This window comes from Arthrobacter sp. Soil_C_60 (assembly GCF_057656375.1).
Window position 1 is genome coordinate 118,258 of sequence record NZ_JBDGKM010000006.1, and the last position, 17,610, is coordinate 135,867.

19 protein-coding genes are annotated in these 17,610 nt (G+C 66.3%); 7 read left to right on the top strand and 12 right to left on the bottom strand.

Translation table 11 applies throughout. The features are described 5' to 3' along the window. Positions 1-31 precede the first annotated feature (31 nt). The 3 genes from AC3A4M_RS13955 to AC3A4M_RS13965 all read right to left on the bottom strand — a co-directional run bounded on the left by AC3A4M_RS13955 (position 32) and on the right by AC3A4M_RS13965 (position 3,502). Complete coding sequence (locus AC3A4M_RS13955; RefSeq protein ID WP_498736311.1) at positions 32-2,425, bottom strand: Ig-like domain-containing protein; 2,394 nt, start codon at positions 2,423-2,425, stop codon at positions 32-34. A gap of 214 nt (positions 2,426-2,639) precedes the next feature. Further along, on the bottom strand, positions 2,640-3,041 hold the full coding sequence (locus tag AC3A4M_RS13960; protein WP_498736312.1) for a DUF1304 domain-containing protein: 402 nt from the start codon (positions 3,039-3,041) through the stop codon (positions 2,640-2,642). Further along, entirely contained in the window at positions 3,038-3,502 is a 465-nt protein-coding gene (locus AC3A4M_RS13965) for a cupin domain-containing protein (RefSeq protein WP_498736313.1), read from the bottom strand. Before AC3A4M_RS13965 ends, AC3A4M_RS13960 begins: the two co-directional genes overlap by 4 nt. Positions 3,503-3,588: 86 nt before the next feature. On the opposite strand from AC3A4M_RS13965, the gene AC3A4M_RS13970 reads away from it, so the two are divergent. Further along, a complete protein-coding gene (locus AC3A4M_RS13970) occupies positions 3,589-4,653 on the top strand; it encodes a helix-turn-helix transcriptional regulator (RefSeq protein ID WP_498736314.1) in 1,065 nt (354 codons plus the stop codon). A 30-nt stretch (positions 4,654-4,683) separates the two neighbouring features. On the opposite strand, the gene AC3A4M_RS13975 is transcribed toward AC3A4M_RS13970, so the two are convergent. The 3 genes from AC3A4M_RS13975 to AC3A4M_RS13985 are packed head-to-tail and all read right to left on the bottom strand — an operon-like array spanning position 4,684 to position 8,058. Beyond that, positions 4,684-5,742, bottom strand: coding sequence for a TIGR03842 family LLM class F420-dependent oxidoreductase (locus AC3A4M_RS13975; RefSeq protein ID WP_498736315.1), 1,059 nt, complete (start codon positions 5,740-5,742; stop codon positions 4,684-4,686). Positions 5,743-5,751: 9 nt separating this feature from the next. Then, positions 5,752-7,173: a dihydropyrimidinase gene (hydA, locus tag AC3A4M_RS13980; protein ID WP_498736316.1), complete on the bottom strand. Its 1,422-nt coding sequence runs from the start codon at positions 7,171-7,173 to the stop codon at positions 5,752-5,754. Positions 7,174-7,209: 36 nt separating this feature from the next. Then, on the bottom strand, positions 7,210-8,058 hold the full coding sequence (locus tag AC3A4M_RS13985; RefSeq protein ID WP_498736317.1) for a nitrilase-related carbon-nitrogen hydrolase: 849 nt from the start codon (positions 8,056-8,058) through the stop codon (positions 7,210-7,212). Between the two features lie 308 nt (positions 8,059-8,366). Between AC3A4M_RS13985 and AC3A4M_RS13990 the strand changes: the two genes are divergently transcribed. From AC3A4M_RS13990 to AC3A4M_RS14000, 3 genes are read left to right on the top strand one after another with little or no spacing between them, the layout of a single operon-like run. Beyond that, complete coding sequence (locus tag AC3A4M_RS13990; protein ID WP_498736318.1) at positions 8,367-9,377, top strand: putative F420-0 ABC transporter substrate-binding protein; 1,011 nt, start codon at positions 8,367-8,369, stop codon at positions 9,375-9,377. Positions 9,378-9,379: 2 nt separating this feature from the next. Continuing rightward, positions 9,380-10,537, top strand: coding sequence for a putative F420-0 ABC transporter permease subunit (locus AC3A4M_RS13995; protein ID WP_498736319.1), 1,158 nt, complete (start codon positions 9,380-9,382; stop codon positions 10,535-10,537). Next, the gene (locus AC3A4M_RS14000; protein ID WP_498736320.1) at positions 10,534-11,403 is read left to right on the top strand and encodes an ABC transporter ATP-binding protein; all 870 of its coding nucleotides are present in this window, start codon (positions 10,534-10,536) and stop codon (positions 11,401-11,403) included. The genes AC3A4M_RS13995 and AC3A4M_RS14000 overlap by 4 nt, the downstream gene beginning before the upstream one ends. Here AC3A4M_RS14000 and AC3A4M_RS14005 read toward each other — a convergent pair. Then, complete coding sequence (locus AC3A4M_RS14005) at positions 11,328-12,239, bottom strand: coenzyme F420-0:L-glutamate ligase (protein ID WP_498736321.1); 912 nt, start codon at positions 12,237-12,239, stop codon at positions 11,328-11,330. The genes AC3A4M_RS14000 and AC3A4M_RS14005 overlap by 76 nt on opposite strands. After that, positions 12,236-13,240: a TIGR03557 family F420-dependent LLM class oxidoreductase gene (locus AC3A4M_RS14010; protein WP_498736322.1), complete on the bottom strand. Its 1,005-nt coding sequence runs from the start codon at positions 13,238-13,240 to the stop codon at positions 12,236-12,238. Before AC3A4M_RS14010 ends, AC3A4M_RS14005 begins: the two co-directional genes overlap by 4 nt. A gap of 116 nt (positions 13,241-13,356) precedes the next feature. Between AC3A4M_RS14010 and AC3A4M_RS14015 the strand changes: the two genes are divergently transcribed. Then, a complete protein-coding gene (locus AC3A4M_RS14015; protein ID WP_498736323.1) occupies positions 13,357-14,133 on the top strand; it encodes a type 1 glutamine amidotransferase domain-containing protein in 777 nt (258 codons plus the stop codon). A 54-nt stretch (positions 14,134-14,187) separates the two neighbouring features. Continuing rightward, positions 14,188-14,805, top strand: coding sequence for a class I SAM-dependent methyltransferase (locus AC3A4M_RS14020; protein ID WP_498736324.1), 618 nt, complete (start codon positions 14,188-14,190; stop codon positions 14,803-14,805). 5 nt (positions 14,806-14,810) lie between these two features. On the opposite strand, the gene AC3A4M_RS14025 is transcribed toward AC3A4M_RS14020, so the two are convergent. From AC3A4M_RS14025 to AC3A4M_RS14035, 3 genes are all read right to left on the bottom strand, one after another. Further along, complete coding sequence (locus AC3A4M_RS14025; RefSeq protein ID WP_498736325.1) at positions 14,811-15,044, bottom strand: zinc-ribbon domain-containing protein; 234 nt, start codon at positions 15,042-15,044, stop codon at positions 14,811-14,813. A gap of 103 nt (positions 15,045-15,147) precedes the next feature. Continuing rightward, entirely contained in the window at positions 15,148-15,423 is a 276-nt protein-coding gene (locus tag AC3A4M_RS14030) for a hypothetical protein (RefSeq protein ID WP_498736326.1), read from the bottom strand. 94 nt (positions 15,424-15,517) lie between these two features. Next, entirely contained in the window at positions 15,518-16,213 is a 696-nt protein-coding gene (locus tag AC3A4M_RS14035) for a DsbA family oxidoreductase (RefSeq protein ID WP_498736327.1), read from the bottom strand. 170 nt (positions 16,214-16,383) lie between these two features. On the opposite strand from AC3A4M_RS14035, the gene AC3A4M_RS14040 reads away from it, so the two are divergent. Then, positions 16,384-16,938, top strand: a complete 555-nt coding sequence (locus AC3A4M_RS14040; RefSeq protein WP_498736328.1) for a dihydrofolate reductase family protein — start codon at positions 16,384-16,386, stop codon at positions 16,936-16,938. 52 nt (positions 16,939-16,990) lie between these two features. Here AC3A4M_RS14040 and AC3A4M_RS14045 read toward each other — a convergent pair whose 3' ends face one another. Continuing rightward, the gene (locus tag AC3A4M_RS14045) at positions 16,991-17,557 is read right to left on the bottom strand and encodes an HhH-GPD-type base excision DNA repair protein (protein WP_498736329.1); all 567 of its coding nucleotides are present in this window, start codon (positions 17,555-17,557) and stop codon (positions 16,991-16,993) included. Positions 17,558-17,610: the final 53 nt, after the last annotated feature.

Below are 17,610 nucleotides of genomic sequence, written 5' to 3' on the forward strand. Positions count from 1 at the left end.
GGAGCATACGCGGGCAGTTCTCATTGCCTGGTTAGAGGGTTCCGGTCGTGAAACTCCAGACCGTCGTGGCGGCCGGGTTACCGGCCAGATCCCGGGCCGCGGAAGTGCCGCCCGTGAGCGTGACGGTGTACCGCGTGTTCGAGGCCAGGGTTGCCCCCGGGTTCAGGACCCACTGGTTGGTGGTGCCGTTACGGGTGACCGTTGCCGTCACGGCCGCGCCTGTCGTGGCGTTCCTCAGCCTGAACGTCGTGGCGGTGACTCCCTGCATCGGCTCGCTGAACGTGGCCGTGATGTTGTTGGCCCGTCGAACTCCCGTGGCGTTGACCGCCGGCGTCCTTGCGCTCATCGTCGGAGCGGCGCCGGTGATGAAGGACCAGCTGGTGCTCGCCAGCGGGGTGCCAACGGTGTCCCGTATCGCCGTCGTTCCTCCGGACAGCGTCGCCGTGTACCTTGTGTCGGCAGCGAGGTTGGCCGTCGGATTGAGGGTCGCGACCCGCGTGGTGGCGTTGTAGCCGACGGCAGCGGGAATGACGGCGCCGGCGGCGTTCTTCAGGGTGAACGTCGTGCCGCTGACCCCCGTGACCGCCTTGCTGAAGGTCGCGGTGATGTTGCCGGTGGATGCGACCGCTGTGCCACCGGATCCCGGCGTCCGCGCCGTGACCGTAGGAGCGGCCGTCGTCGTGAAGGTCCAGCTGGTGCTGGCCAGCGCGATGTTGGCGGTGTCCCTGATGGCCGTGGCACCGCCGGTCAGGCGTGCTGTGTAGACAGTGTTGGGAGCGAGATTCGACGTCGGATTCAGCGTTGCCCTCCGTGTCGCCTGGTCGTACGTCACGGTGGCCGGGATGACGGTCCCCGCGGCGTTCCTGAGCGTGAAGGTGGTTCCGGAGACGCCCTGCATGAACTCGCTGAACGTTGCCGTGACGTTGCTGCCGATGGTCACGTTGGTGGCCGAGGCGCCGGGCCCGCGGGCCGTCACCGTGGGAGCCGCCGTATCGGCCGGCCCGATCCGTACCGTCCGGGTAGCCGCAGTCCCCACGTTCCCTGCCGCATCGGTAGCGCGGACATTGAAGAGGTAGGTGCCGTTGACCTGGGCATCGTACGTCATGGGAGCGGCGCAGGTCGGATCCCAGGTGGCGTTGCTCGGGAGCAGCTGGCAGTCGAAACGTGCGCCGGCTTCGTTGGCCGTGTAGTTGAACGTCGGTGTGTTGTCGAGGGTAGGAGTTGACGGGAAGGGTGCCACCACGGAAGCAGCCGGGGCAGTGGTGTCCACCGTGAATGTCAGGGTCGGGGAAACCAGATACTGCGGCACGGCAGGATCCGTCGGAGCACCGGTAACGGGGTCTACTGTGTAGGCGGGGTTGGCGATCCGGGCCTGAACCTTATGCACGCCCGCAGCCAGCGCGGTCGCCGGTTTCAGCGAGTAGGAGCCGTTGGTCATGGCAACGGAGGCGGCAGGAGTGCTCGCGCCGTCCAGCATCAGTTCCACGGTCCCTGTGGAAGCCGGTGCACCAGGGATGTTGCCGGTAAACGTGGGCGTGGTGGCATTGGTGATGTTGTCCGTGGTGGAACGGCCGCTGTCGCTCGCTGCCGTCAGGTCCGGCGTGCTGGGGGCGCCGTCGTCGCCGTTGAATACCAACCCCTGGACCGTGAACGTGTCGACGGTCAGCGTGTCCACGCCCGGGCCGCCGGCGTTTGGGCCGGTAACAACGACGGCGTTCGTGCCGGACGGGGCTCCGGTCACCGGCCTCGGAGTGTTGATATCCCCCAGTGTTCCGGCCGCGGCACCGGTCTGCCGCAGGAACGAAGCGGTAGTGCCCACAGCGTAGTCGCCCAGGAACGCGGCACCGACTCCCTCCCAGTCACAGGGCACCAGCGCAGTGGGCGCGCAGACTCCCGAGTCGAGCGTGGTCTTGATGCGCCCGAGTGCAGCGTTCTTGGGGTCGGGCTCGGCGGTGAGCGTGGTGACGCCGTAGGGGTGGGTCACTGTGTAGGACGCGTCGGGGACCAGGTTCTCGATGATGAAGCGCAGCCGGCCGAAGCCCATCTGCTCGCCCTGCTTGACCGGGCCGTTGACGTGGGCCGCTTCCAGCGCGGCCTCGTAGAGCCGCAGGTTCCCCCCGCTGGCTTCCGCGGCGAACCAGAACGCCTCCTCCGGAAAGTTGTCCGGGTACGATGCCGGCGCGGCCAGATTGGGCGGCTCGGCCAGGCAACCCGCGTTCGCCATGTAGCACAGCTGCAGTTTCACGCTGCCGTCCGAATACCACGTGGGAAAACCGGTCTGCTGATCGACCGGGCCAACCGCGGCAACGTCGGCACTGGCGGGCAATGCGGCGAGCGGGACCAGGGAAGCGGCCAGCGTCACCGCTGCTGCAAGCGAGGCGAAGGCGCGACGCCTGACCGGTTTTCTGTCGGGAAGATTAGACATGATGACTCCTTCAGCTGCTGGAAGGAACGCCCCTTTGAGGCCAGGGTCCGTAGGACTCGGCAGCTTGCAAGTCCTGCCTAAAGGTTTAGCCTCTGGTTCTTGCTAAAAACTTGGGTCTGGTCCACGTCTCTGCCCGGGGCACACAGCGAAACATCCATCAGAAACTAGTCCGCCACGTCATAGTCTCGGATCATGAGCTGAGGGAAATCTTGGGTTACAGCACCGCGGCGACGAGAGCCACGAGAGGCGGGCCGCCTTGGGCTACGGCACCGCTGATCCCGGTTCCGCGGGGCCGGCTCAGGGCCAGCCGGTCCGCGATCAGCAGCACGATTCCGGACAGGAACATGAACAGGCAGATGTAGACGACCAGCGCCCGGCCCACGGCGACCTCGCCGGCCGCCCACAGAACGACGCCGAGGACCAGACCGGCGGCCAGGAAGAGGTTGTAGAAGCCGACCCCGAACGCCCACAGCCGAATGGCCGGAACGTCAGAGGCCGGCGTCGAGAATATGCGCCCGTGCACACCGGGGCGATGGAACAGCAGGGCTTCCCAAACGAAGACAACAAGGTGCAGCAACGCAGCCAGCAGGGCGAAGCCCCAAACCACGCCGGTCATGGCACGCGTTCCATTCCTTCCACGGTCACGTCATGGCGCGCGAGCACCTCGCGGACCTTGGTTAGGTTCTCCTCCATCGGCCGGTCGTGCGGCACGGTCCTGTCCAGGTCGGCATGGAACCTGCCCATGCCATCGGTCAGGCTCACGGTCAGGAACTTGACCGAGGGACTGAGCACGGTGAAGGTGTGCAGGGCCGCCGGCGGGATGGCGATGGACTCCCCCGGCCCCAGGTCGTACCCGTCGTCGTCGATCTGGACGATCATGCGGCCGCTGAGTACGTAGTACGCCTTCGCCCAGCCGGTGCGGTGTGGCGGCGTGGCCGGGCCACGCGGGGCATCGACCTCGAAGATTTCGTAGTTCCTGTCCGTGTGTGCGCCGTCGATCTTCACGGTCAGGACGGCGTCCGGCGCGACGAGTTCCTTGCCCTCGCCGGCGGCCGTGTGCTGAATAAGATGTGCCATGACTCCACGTTAGAAATCCGCCGTGACGGCGTCGATCCCAGAATTAAGGGGATCCTTGCGGTGCAGCCCGGTGGGATACTTTTCTTATGTGGGAGGAGCGGGCCTACCGCGTCCGCGGGAACATCGCGGCACTTGCCGCCACCGGGCTGGGCGTCACTGAACTGCACGCCGAGGCCATCCGCCTGGTCTGCCGGGAAATCAGCACCGAGCTGACCTGCTGGGCCACCATCGATCCGGAAACCCTGGTCATCAGCACCATGGCCAGCGGCGAGACGAGGATTCCGGCAGAGTATGAGCCGCTCCTGGCGGAGGCCGAATATGCAACGGCGGAACCCCACCGGTTTGCCGCGCTGGCCGCCCGCAAGCAGTCCGTGGCCGCCCTGTCCGAACTGCCGGAACGCGAGCGCAGGCACAGCATCCGGCTCAATCAGGTGTGGCGGCCGCTCGGCCTGGACCGCGAACTGCGCGTCCTCTTCCTGGCCGACGGCGCATGCTGGGGCGCGGCAGGAATGGTCCGCGCCGACCGCGACTTCAGCGATCGGGAAATGGAGTTCCTCGCTGCCGTGGCACCGGCCATCGCCTCAGCGACCCGGTTGGCGGTGCGCTCCGAACTGCACGGGACTCCGTCAGGAACCGGCCGGGCCATCGTTGTCACCGGGCCGCAGGGCGAACTGCGGTCGGCAACTCCCGGCGCATCGGAATGGCGGAACAGTTTGGACCAGATCTCGCCCGGCCGCTTCCTGACCATGATGAGCGTGATGGCCGCCGGAGCCCGCACCTCACCGACCGGTGAGTTCCGGGCGAAGCTGCGCGATGCCCACGGGCACTGGGCGATCCTCCACGCATCCCTCCTGATCGGCGCGGAGGACGCCTCGACCGCCGTCGTTATTGAACCGGCCGCCGGCCAGGAGTTGGTCGCCCTGCTGCTGGCAGCTTACGGACTCACGCCCCGCGAGCGGCACATCTGTGCCGAGGTCATTGCGGGACGTTCGACGGCGGAGATCGCGGGCCGGCTCTTCATCTCTGCGCATACCGTGCAGGACCATTTGAAGTCCGTGTTCGCCAAGGTGGGCGTCCACAGCCGCGGCGAACTCGCGGCACGCCTGCGGCCCGACTCGATGGAGCCCGACAAGGAAACCATCGCGCACTGAGGCACACCGCCGTCGTACTTTTTGCCGCCGTTACGTGGAGGTCTGTTGCCGCGTCCGGTCGGCGCGATCCGCTTCTGCCTTGGCCACCACGTGCTCCCGGAGCGCGAGCATGATGGTCTCGCCGTAGACACGCAAGGTCTCTTCCTTGTTGTCATGCTGCAGGTAGCCGGCGAACTGGGTGACGCCGAGGGCCTTGAGCTTTTCCAGCTTCTCGATATGCTGCTCCGCCGTGCCGAGCACGCAGAACCGGTCGACAATCTCGTCCGGGACGAAGGACGTATGCGTGTTGCCGGCCCGGCCGTGCTCGTTGTAGTCATAGCTGTCGCGGCCGGCAATGTAATCGGTCAGGGCCTGCGGCACGGCGGAGTTCGAGCCGTACTTGGCCACAATGTCCGCCACATGGTTGCCCACCATGCCGCCGAACCAGCGGCACTGGTCGCGCATGTGCTCCCAGTCCTGGCCCACATACATCGGCGCGGCCACGCAGAACTTGACGGCCAGCGGATCCCGTCCGGCGTTGGCAGCTGCCTGGCGCACGGTCTGGATCATCCATTCCGCGATATCCACATCTGCCAGCTGCAAGATGAACCCGTCGCCCACTTCGCCGGCGAGCTTCAGCGCCAGCGGACCGTAGGCGGCAACCCACACCTCCAGCTCGGACCCCGCACTCCACGGGAACTGGAGGGTGGCCCCGTTGTATTCGACTGGGCGCGAGTTGGCCAGTTCACGGATCACGTGGACGGCCTGGCGCAGTGTCTTCAGGGTGGTCGGCGCGCCGTTGATCACCCGTACCGCCGAGTCGCCGCGGCCGATTCCGCACACGGTCCGGTTGCCGTACATCTGGTTCAGGGTGGCGAAGGTGGACGCCGTGACGGTCCAGTCCCGTGTGGCCGGGTTGGTGACCATGGGGCCCACCTTGATGGTGCGCGTCTCGGCCAGGATCTGGCTGTAGATCACATAGGGCTCCTGCCACAGCAGGTGCGAATCGAAGGTCCAGACGTAGTCGAACCCGTGCTCTTCGGCCTTCTTCGCCAACGCCACGGTGCGGGCGGCCGGCGGGTTGCACTGGAGGACTGTTCCGAATTCCATCGCTCGCTCCTAGATCAGGTACTGGCTGGGATCACGCCTGAGGAACTGCCCATGCGTCTTGCTGCCCAGGTACTGGTTGTCGTCGATGATGACGCGGCCGCGGGACAGGACCGTGTCCACGTGGCCGTCGATCTCGAAGCCTTCCCACGCGGAATAGTCCATGTTCATGTGGTGGGTCTTCTCCAACCCGATCGACGTATGCCCTTGGGGGTTGTAAATAACGACGTCGGCATCGGCACCGGGGGTGATGACGCCTTTTCGTCCGTACATCCCGAACATCCGTGCAGGGGTGGTGCTGGTGATTTCCACCCAGCGCTCCAGCGGGATCTTGCCGTCCACCACGCCCTGGTAGATCAGGTTCATCCGGTGCTCCACGCCGCCGATGCCGTTGGGGATCTTGGAGAAATCGCCGACACCCATGTCCTTCTGACCCTTCATGCAGAACGGGCAGTGGTCGGTGGAGACCATTTGGAGATCGTTGGTACGCAGGGCCTGCCACATGTGGTCCTGGTGATGCTCGAGCTTGGACCGCAGGGGCGTGGAGCACACCCATTTGGCCCCTTCGAAGCCCGGCGCACCCAGCTGGTCTTCCAGCGAGAGGTACAGGTACTGGGGGCAGGTTTCACCGAAGACGTTCTGGCCGTTGTTCCGGGCTGCCGCCAACTGGGCGACGGCCTGCTTGGCGGAGACATGGACCACGTACAGCGGGGCGCCCGTGAGATTGGCCAGCATGATCGCCCGGTGGGTGGCTTCCTCCTCCATCTGCCACGCCCGGGCCACCCCGTGGTAGTACGGATCGGTTTTGCCCTGGGCCAGCAATTCGGCCACCATGGCGTCGATGGCCGGTCCATTCTCGGCGTGCATCATGGTCATCAACCCGGTGTCCGCCCCGACGCGCATCGCCTTGAAGATCTGCGCGTCGTCGCTGTAGAAGACTCCCGGGTATGCCATGAACAGTTTGTAGCTGGAGATTCCCTCGCCGATCAGGCCCTCCATGGCCTTGAGCGAATCGTCGTTCACGTCGCCGATGATCTGGTGGAAGCCGTAGTCGATGGCGCATTGACCGGACGCCTTGTCATGCCAGGCGTTCAGCGCGTCCATCACCCGCTCGCCGTACTTTTGGATCGCGAAGTCCACGATCGTCGTCGTGCCTCCCCAAGCCGCGGCGCGCGTCCCGGTTTCGAAAGTGTCGCTCGCTTCCGTGCCGCCGAACGGCATCTGCATGTGGGTGTGCGCGTCGATCCCGCCGGGGACAACGTATTTGCCGGCGGCGTCCAGCACGGTGTCCACCGACGACTTCAGGTCATGGCCCAGCAGGGTGGAACCGGGCGCCAGCACGGCCACAATCTTTTCGCCGTCGAGCAGCACGTCGGCTTCGCTGCGGCCCGTCGAGCTGACCACGGTCCCGCCGGTAATCAGGGTTGTAGACATCGGGTTTCTCCTGCCAAGTTCTCGGGGCCGGGTGGCTTACGGCGCGACGATCGGTCCGTAGGCGTCCGGGCGGCGGTCGCGGTAGAACTGCCAGCTGTTGCGGGCGGTGCGGACCAGGTCCATGTCCAGGTCGCGGATCAGCACTTCCTCTTCGCTGCCGCTGCCCAGTTCACCCACGTAGTTCCCCTGCGGGTCCACAACATAGGAGGTGCCGTAGAAGTTCACCGCCTCGTCGCCGAACTCGTTGGCTTCCGACCCCACGCGGTTGGGCACCACCACGTAGTAGCCGTTGGCGGCCGCGGCGGTCGGCTGCTCCAGCTCCCACAAGCGGTTGGAAAGGCCGGGCTTGGAGGCGTTCGGGTTGAAGACCAGGTGTGCACCGTTGAGGCCGAGCGCCCGCCAGCTTTCCGGGAAGTGCCGGTCGTAGCAGATGTTCAGTCCGACCTTGCCCACCGCGGTATCGAAGATCGGCCAGCCGAGGTTTCCTGGCCGGAAATAGAACTTCTCCCAGAACTTGTCCACATGCGGCAAGTGGTTCTTGCGGTACTTGCCCAGATACGTCCCGTCCGCGTCGATCACCGCGGCGGTGTTGTAGTAGATGCCGGGCTGTTCCTCTTCATAGACCGGCAGGATGATGACCATGTGGTGCTCGGCGGCCAGCTTGGCGAAGCGTTCCGTCAACGGACCCGGCACCGGCTGCGCGAAGTCGTAGTACTTGCTGTCCTGGACGATGCCGAAATAAGGCCCGTGGAACAGTTCCTGGAAGCAGATCACCTGGGCGCCCTCGGCCGCCGCCTTGCGCACAAAGTCTTCGTGCTTCCTGACCATGGACTCCTCGTCCCCGGTCCAGGTGGTCTGTGTGAGTGCTGCCCTAACCGTTGTCATTGACTGCCTCCGATATGCCTTTAAGACTGGGCCTAACGTCCGTCACGTGCCTGAAACGATAGCCGCACCGTGCTTGGAAAACCATGGTCCGAAGTCCGAAACCTCCAATGGAATTTAAACGGGGCCTATACTCGGTCTCGGACCCACCGGTTGCGTATGACCGGCCCGCACGGCCTGGAATTGGGCCGCCGGTCACCGGCTGTCGCCGGTTCCTTTGAACAGCGCCCCGGCGCGCTGGCTGCCAATACCACTGCGCCTGGCTGACGAACCGAGGTCCCATGCGCAATCCCGCCTCGTTACGCTCCGTTTTGCCCCTCCTCCTGGCCGCGGCTTCGCTGGTGCTCACCGGGTGCGGCGGCCCGGCACCGGCCGGCACCGCCCCGGTTGGCTCCGTGCCGGACACAGCGGGCCCGGCTCCTGGTGCTGGCCCGGACGCAGCCAACGCTCCGCCGTCGGGCTTTCCGTTCACGGTGGATAACTGCGGTACCAAGGTCACCTTCACGGCACCGCCGGAGCGCGCCGTCACGATCAAGTCCACCAGCACGGAGCTACTGCTCGCCCTCGGCCTGGGCGAGCGGATGGTGGGAACGGCCTTCGCCGACGGCCCCCTGCCGGAGCAGTGGCAGCAGGACATCCCCGTGATCTCCGAACAGCTGCCGGCCCAGGAACCGGTGCTGACGCTGGAGCCGGACTTTGTCTACGCCGGGTGGGAATCCAACTTCTCCGCGGACGGCGCCGGCGAGCGCGAGGCACTGGGCAAGCTCGGCGTCAACACCTACGTCTCGCCCGCGGCGTGCCAGCAGCCGGGCTACCGGCCGGCTCCGCTGACCTTCGAGAACATCTTCGCGGACATCCGGGAGATGGGCCGGATTTTCGACGCCGGCGCCGCGGCCGACCAACTCGTCGCCGAACAGCGGGCGCAACTCGACGCAATCGAGCCGCACAGCAAGGGACTCTCGGCGCTCTGGTACAGCTCCGGCTCCGACACTCCGTTCGTCGGCGGCGGCAGCGGAGCTCCCCAGCTGGTGTTGGAAGCCGCGGGCCTGCGGAACGTGGCCGCCGACGTGGACCAGGCTTGGTCCCCGTTGTCCTGGGAGGTTGTCGCCGAGCGGAATCCGGACGTCATTGTGCTGGTGGATTCCAGCTGGGGCAGCACCGAGAAGAAGATCGGCGTGCTGGAGGCGCATCCGGTGATCTCGCAACTGGATGCGGTCAAGGAGGGCCGGTATCTGGTGGTTCCCTTCGCCGCTTCCGAAGCCGGTGTCCGCAGCGTCGAAACAGTCCAGTCCCTGGTGGACCAGCTGGCGGAACTGGATTAGCCATGAGCCTGCGCGAGCACCCCGGGCATAAGATAACGACGACGGCGCCCGCCACCGCTGCCGGTCCCCGGTCCGGCCGGGGCTGGCTGCCTCGCCGCAGTCCTAACCGGCGGCGCCGCAACCTGTCTGGTCAGCGGCCGCTGTCCGGGGTGTTGTGGGGCGTGGTCCTGCTGGCTGCGCTCGTCGCCTCGGTGCTGGTCGCCGTCTCGATCGGCCCGGCCAATCTCTCGCCGCTGCACGTACTCGGCTCCGTCCTCCGGCATCTGGGCCTCCGGCCGGAGAGTCTCGGCGGCGCCGTCGAGCTGACCGCCATCCAGGACGGCATTGTCTGGGAGCTGCGGCTACCCCGGCTGCTCACGGCTGCGCTGGTCGGAGCCGGCCTGGCCGTCAGCGGTGCGGTCATGCAGGCACTCACCCGCAATCCGCTGGCCGATCCCTACCTGCTGGGCCTGAGCTCCGGCGCGTCGCTGGGCGCCGTCGCGGTCCTCCTGCTGGGCGCCGCCGTACTGCTGCCGGTGGCCGCGTTCGCCGGGGCGATGGCCGCGATGGCGCTCACCCTGGGGCTGGCTTCGGCCCTGGGCGCCATCACTCCAACCCGCACGGTTCTGGCCGGGCTGGCGGTCTCCGCGCTGGCTTCCGCGCTGGCCTCGTTCATCATTTTCTTCTCCGCGCAGGGCGATTCCTACCGCGAAGTACTCAGCTGGATGATGGGCTCTCTGTCGGCCGCAACCTGGAGCTCCGTAGCGATCACCGGCGTCGCCTTCGCCATGGCGGGGACGCCGGTGCTGCTGTCCGGCCGGATCCTTGACGGCTTCGCGTTCGGCGACACAGCAGCAGCGGCCCTCGGACTTAACGTGACCGCCATCCGCTGGCTCCTGCTGGGCGGAACGGCCGTGCTCACCGGGGCGATGGTCTCGGTCAGCGGTTCCATCGGCTTCGTCGGCCTGATCCTGCCGCACGCTGTCCGGCTGCTGACGGGCGCACGGCACCGCGCGCTGCTTCCGCTCTCCGCCCTGGCCGGAGCCTTGTTCATGGTCTGGGCAGACACCTTGGCCAGGACGCTGTTCGATCCGCGCGAAATCCCGGTCGGCATCATTACCGCGTTGCTGGGAGCGCCGGTCTTCATCATCATGCTCTGGCGCTGGAGGAACGCCTCATGAATCCGACAACCAGCTCTACCCAGCCCTTGACCTCAAACCGGCATTCGGTGCACCCGGCCACACCGGCTTCACCCGCCGCGCCGCCCGGCATTTCGCTGCAAGGGCTGGGCCTGGGCTACCGGGCAGGCGGCAAGGTGATTCTCGACGGCGTGGACTGCCACGTGCCGGCAGGCACCGTGACCGGGCTGCTGGGCCCCAACGGCGCGGGAAAATCGAGCCTGCTGCAGTTGCTGGGCGCCGTCGCCGTGCCCCATACCGGTTCCGTCCAGCTGAATGGTTCCAACCTCCACGCCCTGCGCCGCAAGGAGCGCGCCCGCCGGCTGGCCTTCGTGGAGCAAAGTGCAGACACGGACCTGCCGCTGACCGTGCTGGATGCAGTGCTGCTGGGCCGGCTCCCTTACCGTTCCCTGCTGGCAGGAACCAGCGACGAGGATCTGGGCGTTGCCCGGCGCAGCCTCACCGCCGTGGGCCTCGATGGCTTCACGCAACGTCAGTACAACACCTTGTCCGGCGGCGAGCGCCAGCGGGTCCAGCTGGCCAAAGCCCTCGCCCAGGAGCCCGAGGTCCTGCTGCTCGATGAGCCGACCAACCACCTGGACATCAACGCCCAGCTGGCCGCCATGGAGCTGGTCCGGAACCTGGCGGCCGGCGGAGTGGCGGTCCTGGCCGCGCTGCACGACATGAACATCGCCGCCGCCTACTGCGACCAGGTGATCGTCCTGCAGGAGGGGAAAGTTGCAGCGGCCGGTCCCACCACCGAGGTCCTGACGCCGGACCTGATCCGCCGGGTCTACGAGGTGGACGCCGTGGTGCTGGAGCACCCGCTCACGGGCAGGCCGCTGGTGGCCTTCAATCCTGCTTCATAGCCCTGCCGGTAGCCTTCCCGTCTGCCGGCGTCGAACCCCTCGCGACGGCCGGTTTCGAGGCCTTCCTGCCGGCCCGCCGCCATGGCTTCCGCCGTGCCCAGCCGGAACATGTCCTGTTCAGCGGACCGGATCAACGCGGCGGCACCCGCGTGGCCAAGGCGGGCGCCGCCGCCGTCGTTATTTGGAGCCGAAACCAGGCTGCCGAGCCCGCGCACCACGGCGACCGGGCAACCGCTGGTCTTGCCCTTGACCAGGTCCGCCGCCGCAGCGATCTCGTCCGCCACGGCGGTGACCGTGGCGCTCAACCGGCGGCCGGCGCTGTCCACCGAACCACGCAGATCGGCCAGCGGGGCCAGCCCGGAAACCCCGATCGCCACGTCCGTCTGCCCGTTCCGCCAGGGCCTGCCGAGGGTATCCGTGATCACGACGGCGACGTTCACGCCGCAGCGCCGGTGCAGTTCGGCGCGGAGCTTGTGCGCCGAGCCGTCGGGATCAACGGGCAGCAGGAGGACGGTCCCCTCGGGCGTATTGCTGGCGTCCACCCCGGCCGCGGCGGAGACTATGCCCAGCCGGTTCTCCACGATCCGGGTCACGCCGTTCGCATGGGCGCGCGTGGCGACAACCCGCACCGTTTCCGCCGTAATCGCCTCCTCGCGGTCCGCCGCCGGCCGCATGCGCCCCTCGGCCTTGGACAGGATTTTGGAGGTGACCGCAAGGATGTCCCCGTCCTGCAGTTCCCCACCGGCGGCGCCCTGGATGATGGCCGCCAGATCGTCGCCGGCGGCGATTTCGCCGATGCCCTCGACGGCGAAGACGGACAGCGCGCGCAGGCTCATCGGGCCAGCGCCGGGAGGACTTTGGCGCCGAACACGTCGATCCACTCGCGCTGGTTGCGGCCCACGTTATGCAGGTAGATCCGGTCGAAGCCCAGATCCGCGAACTTCTGGATGTAGGCGCGGTGCACGTCAGGATCCTCCGAGATGACCAGCCGGCCTTCGAAGTCTTCCGGCCGGACCAGCTTGGCCATCTGCTCCAGTTCGAACGGAGACCGGATGTCCCCCTTGGGGAACTTCATGCCTCCGTTGGGCCACTCGGTCATGGCGTTGGACAGCGCTTCCTCGTAGGTCGGCGCCCAGCTCAGATGCAGCTGGAGCACCTTCGGCATACGGGACGGATCCTTGCCCGCTTCCTTCGCGCCGGAGTCGAACCGGTCGAACAGCATCGCCACCTTATCCAGCGGCGCCCCCACGGTAATCAGGCCGCCGGCATGCTTGCCCGCGCGCTTGGCCGTGACCGGGCCCGCGGTGGCCACCAGGATTTCCGGCGGCACCTCGGGCATCGTCCACAACCGGGTGGACTCCATCCTGTAATAGGCGCCGTTATGCCGGACATCCTTGCCCGCCAGCGAGTTGGTGAAGAGCTTGTTGATGATCTCGATCGCCTCGAACATCCGGTTGATGCGCTCCGGCGGCTCCGGCCAGTACTGCCCGGTGATGTGCTCGTTCAGCGCCTCCCCCGACCCCAGCCCCAGCCAGTGCCGGCCGGGATACATCGCGGCCAGCGTCGCCGAGGCCTGCGCCACCATCGCCGGATGCCAGCGGAAAGTCGGGCAGGTGACGCCGGGCCCGATGTCCCCCTTGGTCCGCTCCCCCAGGGCGGAGAGCACATTCCAGACAAAGGCCGATTCGCCCTGCGCAGGCACCCACGGCTGGAAGTGGTCCGCCGCCATCACGCCAGAGAAGCCCTTCTGCTCGGCATACTCGGAGAGCTCAACTGCCTCGCGGGGGTGGAACTGCTCGAGCATCGCAGCGTAACCGATTGTCAGGGACGTAGTCATGAACGAATACTTCCACCGGAACGTTCGGGAAAACAAGAGTGCCGGTTCAGCACCTGTTGCCGGCGCCGCCGCTGTGGCACGGTGGAGATATCCATCCCGGCGCAAGGAGCATTAGCATGGCACGGATCCTTATGGTCGTTTCGGCCGCAGACTCGCTCACGATGAAGGACGGCACCGAGCATCCCACCGGCTACTGGGCCGAGGAACTGGTGGTCTCCCACCGCCTGCTGAGCGAGGCCGGCCACACGGTCAATATCGCGACGCCTGGCGGCAGGAAGCCCACGGTGGACGCCGTCAGCCTCACCGCGGAGTCGGCCGGCAGCCAGCAGAAGGCCGAGGACTTCACCGCCTACCTGGCGGAGATCGACGCCGAGCTTTCGCACCCCTTTGTGCTCGCCGAGGTCGAGGCCTCCTACTTCAACGCGATTGTGCTGCCCGGCGGCCACGGCCCCATGGCCGACCTCGCCACGGACTCGGACCTGGGCCAGCTGCTGGCCGAGGCTGACCGCGAGGAAATCATCATCGCCCCGTTCTGCCATGGCCCGGCCGGACTGCTCAGCGCGAGGAACGACGACGGCGAATTCGCCTTTGCAGGCAGGCGTCTGACCGTTTTCACGGACGAGGAGGAACTCGGCGGCGGCACCGGCGACAACACACCCTGGCTGGTGGAATCGACGCTGCGGGCCAACGGCGCGATTGTCCAGGCTGGTCCCGCGTGGACCAGCAACGTGGTCCTCGACGGCAACCTCATCAGCGGGCAGAACCCGCAGTCCAGCGAGGCCGTGGCCAAGGAAGTCCTCGCCGCGCTTGGTCCCGCTCCGGCAGGGGCGCAGGACGATGAAGCCGAAAATGATGCGGACCGGGACGAAGATGTTCGCGACGATGACTACTGAGCGGCGCACGGCTGCCGGGCGCAAGGCGGATGCCGCACGGGAGGCAGGTACACCTTGGGATTGAAAAGCGCGTTCTTTGCCGCACGCTACGACTCCGCGACGCGCTTCGCCGAGACCCAGGTCCTCGGTCAGCGCCGGGCGGCACTGCTGTCCGGCCTGCAGGGCAGGGTGATCGACGTCGGTGCCGGGACCGGCGCCAATCTGCCGTATTTCCCGCCGTCGTGCACTGTTGTTGCGGTGGAACCGGACGCGAATATGCGCAAGCGGCTGGAAGCAAAGCTCGGTGCCGCGAGGGCTGACGTGACGATCGACGACGGCGGAGCGGACCGACTGCCGGCCGCGGATTCCAGCGTTGATGCCGTCGTCTACACCCTGGTGCTCTGCACGGTGCCGGACCAGGCATCCGCCCTGGCCGAGGCACGCCGAGTGCTCAAGCCCGGCGGGAAACTGCTGTTCCTCGAGCATGTCCGCGGGTTCGGCGCCCATGCCAAGGTCCAGGATCTGGTTCGCCCGGTCTGGCGCTTCGTCGCGCAGGGCTGCAATCCCAACCGAGACACCGTTGGAGCCATGGCTGCCGCCGGCTTTACCGTGAAGCTGGACGAAGAGTTCTTCATCGGGCCGAAATGGCAGCCGCTCAACCCACTCGTGATGGGTACCGCCACCGCGAAATAACGGTGTTAACCCTGGAGGAGTGCGTCCTTTTGCTGCCGGGAGATCTCGTCCTGGCGCCCGCAGTTGAGGCATTCCGCGTAATAGCGGCGGCTGGTGGTGAAGATGGGGATGAAGAAGATGGAGAACTTACCGGCTTCCTCGATGAGGCGCTGCGGCCCGTGCACGCCGCAGAACGGGCACGTGCCCGGCCTGGTAGCCAACACGCGCGGCCTCCGGCTGAAGCCGAACAGGATCAGCATGGCAACTCCTCAGACTTTGGCAATTTGGGAAGGAGCCGGCCCGACACCCCCAACTATCGTGCGGTGTGCCGGGCCGGAGCTTATTTAGATGGTGGCTGTTTGGTCAGCGGCCGAAGCCGCCGAGCTTGTCTCCGAGGCCGCCGAGCTTCTCGCCCAGCCCGCCGGGGAGTTTGCTGAGCAGTGCGTTGACGTCGATCCCGAGGTTCGAGAGCAGTCCGGAATCGCGTTCGGTGTCTACTTGGTCAGGCAGGTCCTTCTGCGCCTGCTCGGCCTTGCCTGTGTCGCCCGTAGACCGGAGGAGGTCGAGGATCTGCTGCTTGTCGATCTGCATGATGTACCCGCTTTCCTGGTTGTCCTGCTGTGAGGCTGTCTGCGCCAATCCATCAGCACACTTACCACTCTGCCAAGCTCTGCACAGCCCCACAACCCCGCGGGCCGTTTTCAATCCGTTATGCGGGCAATCGGCGATGCGGCTATCCGACGCCGGCGGCAATCGCCGCGTGCCGGACCAGCCCGTCGTAAACACCCGGTTCGTCGTCGTCGACCACGGGAACTTCGGCGCCGTCCTGGTCTTCCTGGTGCAGTTCGATCCCAGGATTGGTCACATCCGTACCGTCGGCGAGGAAGAAGTGCGGGCTGCCCTGGACCTCGTCGCGGTGGGCAAAGTAGGACCGCATCATGGCCCCTCGTGCCCGGCCAGTGTCGAAAGCATCGCGCAGCCTGTCGACGTCGACTTCCCTGCACGCTGTTGCGACGTCGAGAATTTCGTGGCGCATGCTGATGCAACGGCTGTCCCGCCAGAACGCCAACCGCAGCGCCATGTCGAGTTCCTCGGCCGCCGCGAGCGATTGTTCTTTGGCAGCGTGGACCGCTTCGTTGGCCGGCAGGCTGGTCACGGGCCACTCGGAGGGATCGCGCTGCCACTCTGTGAACCCCAGTGCCGGCTCCAGCGCATTGATGGCGGGCTTCTCCGGCTCGATCATCGAGGTCTTGAGGGCAGCGCGGTTGAGGTCCTCGAGCAGGAACAACTGCAGGTCAACATGCAGGCGCCCGGTCAATCCGGCTGCGTCGCGCGCTTCATAGAAGCGGTGCAGCGCCAGCGTGGACCAGCCGCACATGACATCGGTGAACACAGTAACGGTTCCAGGGGAAACATTTGGCCGCGTCATGCCCCAAGGCTAGCCCAGATCCTAAGGGGACTTACTGAAATGCCTGATTCCGTGCCACCGCTGCGTGTGGCCCGGCCTATTGTCCTTCCCATCCGCCTCCGCTAGCCTGCGACCAGCCAGTTCTACAAACGGTCCGTTCCAAGCAGCCAGCAGCAGAAACGAGAATACTCATGCGGAAAGTAACCTCAGGCCTCTTCCATTCCGTCGACGGCGTCGTCGAATCCCCGGACCAGTGGCAGTTCGACAGTTTCGATGACGAACTCGGCGCGGGCCTGGGCGACTTCATCAACAGCACGTCCACAGTGATTCTGGGCCGGGTGACCTACGAGCAGTGGGCCGGCTACTGGCCCACTGCCACGGACCCGTTCGGCGACTTCATCAACCCGATCGAGAAGTTTGTTGCCTCCCGGACGCTCAGCGGTGACCTCGAGTGGCAGAACGCCCGGCTAATCGACGGCGGACTGGAAGACTTCGTGCGCGAGCTCAAGAAGGGCGACGGCGACGATATAGCCGTTTGCGGCAGCATCTCTGTTGTGCGCCAACTGCTGTTCGCCGGGCTGCTCGACTCGCTGACGCTGATGCAGCATCCGGTCATCGCCGGCAAGGGCAAGCACCTGTTCGAGCCAGAAGATCCGACAACGCGCCTGTTCCTGCAGGACTCCCAAATCACCAGCAAGGGCAACGTGATCATGAAGTACGGCCTGCTCGGCGAAAATTTGAACTGACGACGGCGCGGACCAGGCGGGCCATCAGCTCCGCCGCTTCATCCGGTTACCGCTACTTCTTCTTGGCCTTCTGCTGCTGCTTGTATTCGCGCACTGCGACAAGAGACTCCGGGCCGGTGACGTCGGCGATCGACATCGCGACATCGCTGCGCCCGTAGTCCCCTGCTGCCTCCTGCCAGCCTGAGGCCTCCAGTCCAAACTGCTTGCCCAGCAACGCCAGGAAGATCTTCGCCTTCTGCTCGCCGAATCCGGGCAGCGCTTTCAGCCGCGCAAGCACGTCAGCGCCACTCGGATTTCCGGCAGTCCAGATGCCGGACGCGTCGCCGTCGTAATCCTCAACGATTGTCCGCGCGAGATCCTGCACCCGGCCGGCCATGGACTTGGGGAACCGGTGGACGGCGGGCTTCTGCCGGAATACTTCGAGGAACTCGTCGGGCGCCATGTCGGCGACCTGCTGCGCATCCAGCCCGCCAAGACGGTCGGCCATTTTCGCCGGACCGCTGAAGGCTACTTCCATCGGGATCTGTTGATCGAGCAGCATTCCTGTCAGCAGGGCGAACGGATTGGCGTTCAGCAGATCATCAGCAACCGGATCTCCGGACAGATAAAGATCGGCCATGGTCAGGGCTCCCCTCAGAATGGTTCATTGGCTACCCATCAAGCTACACCCCA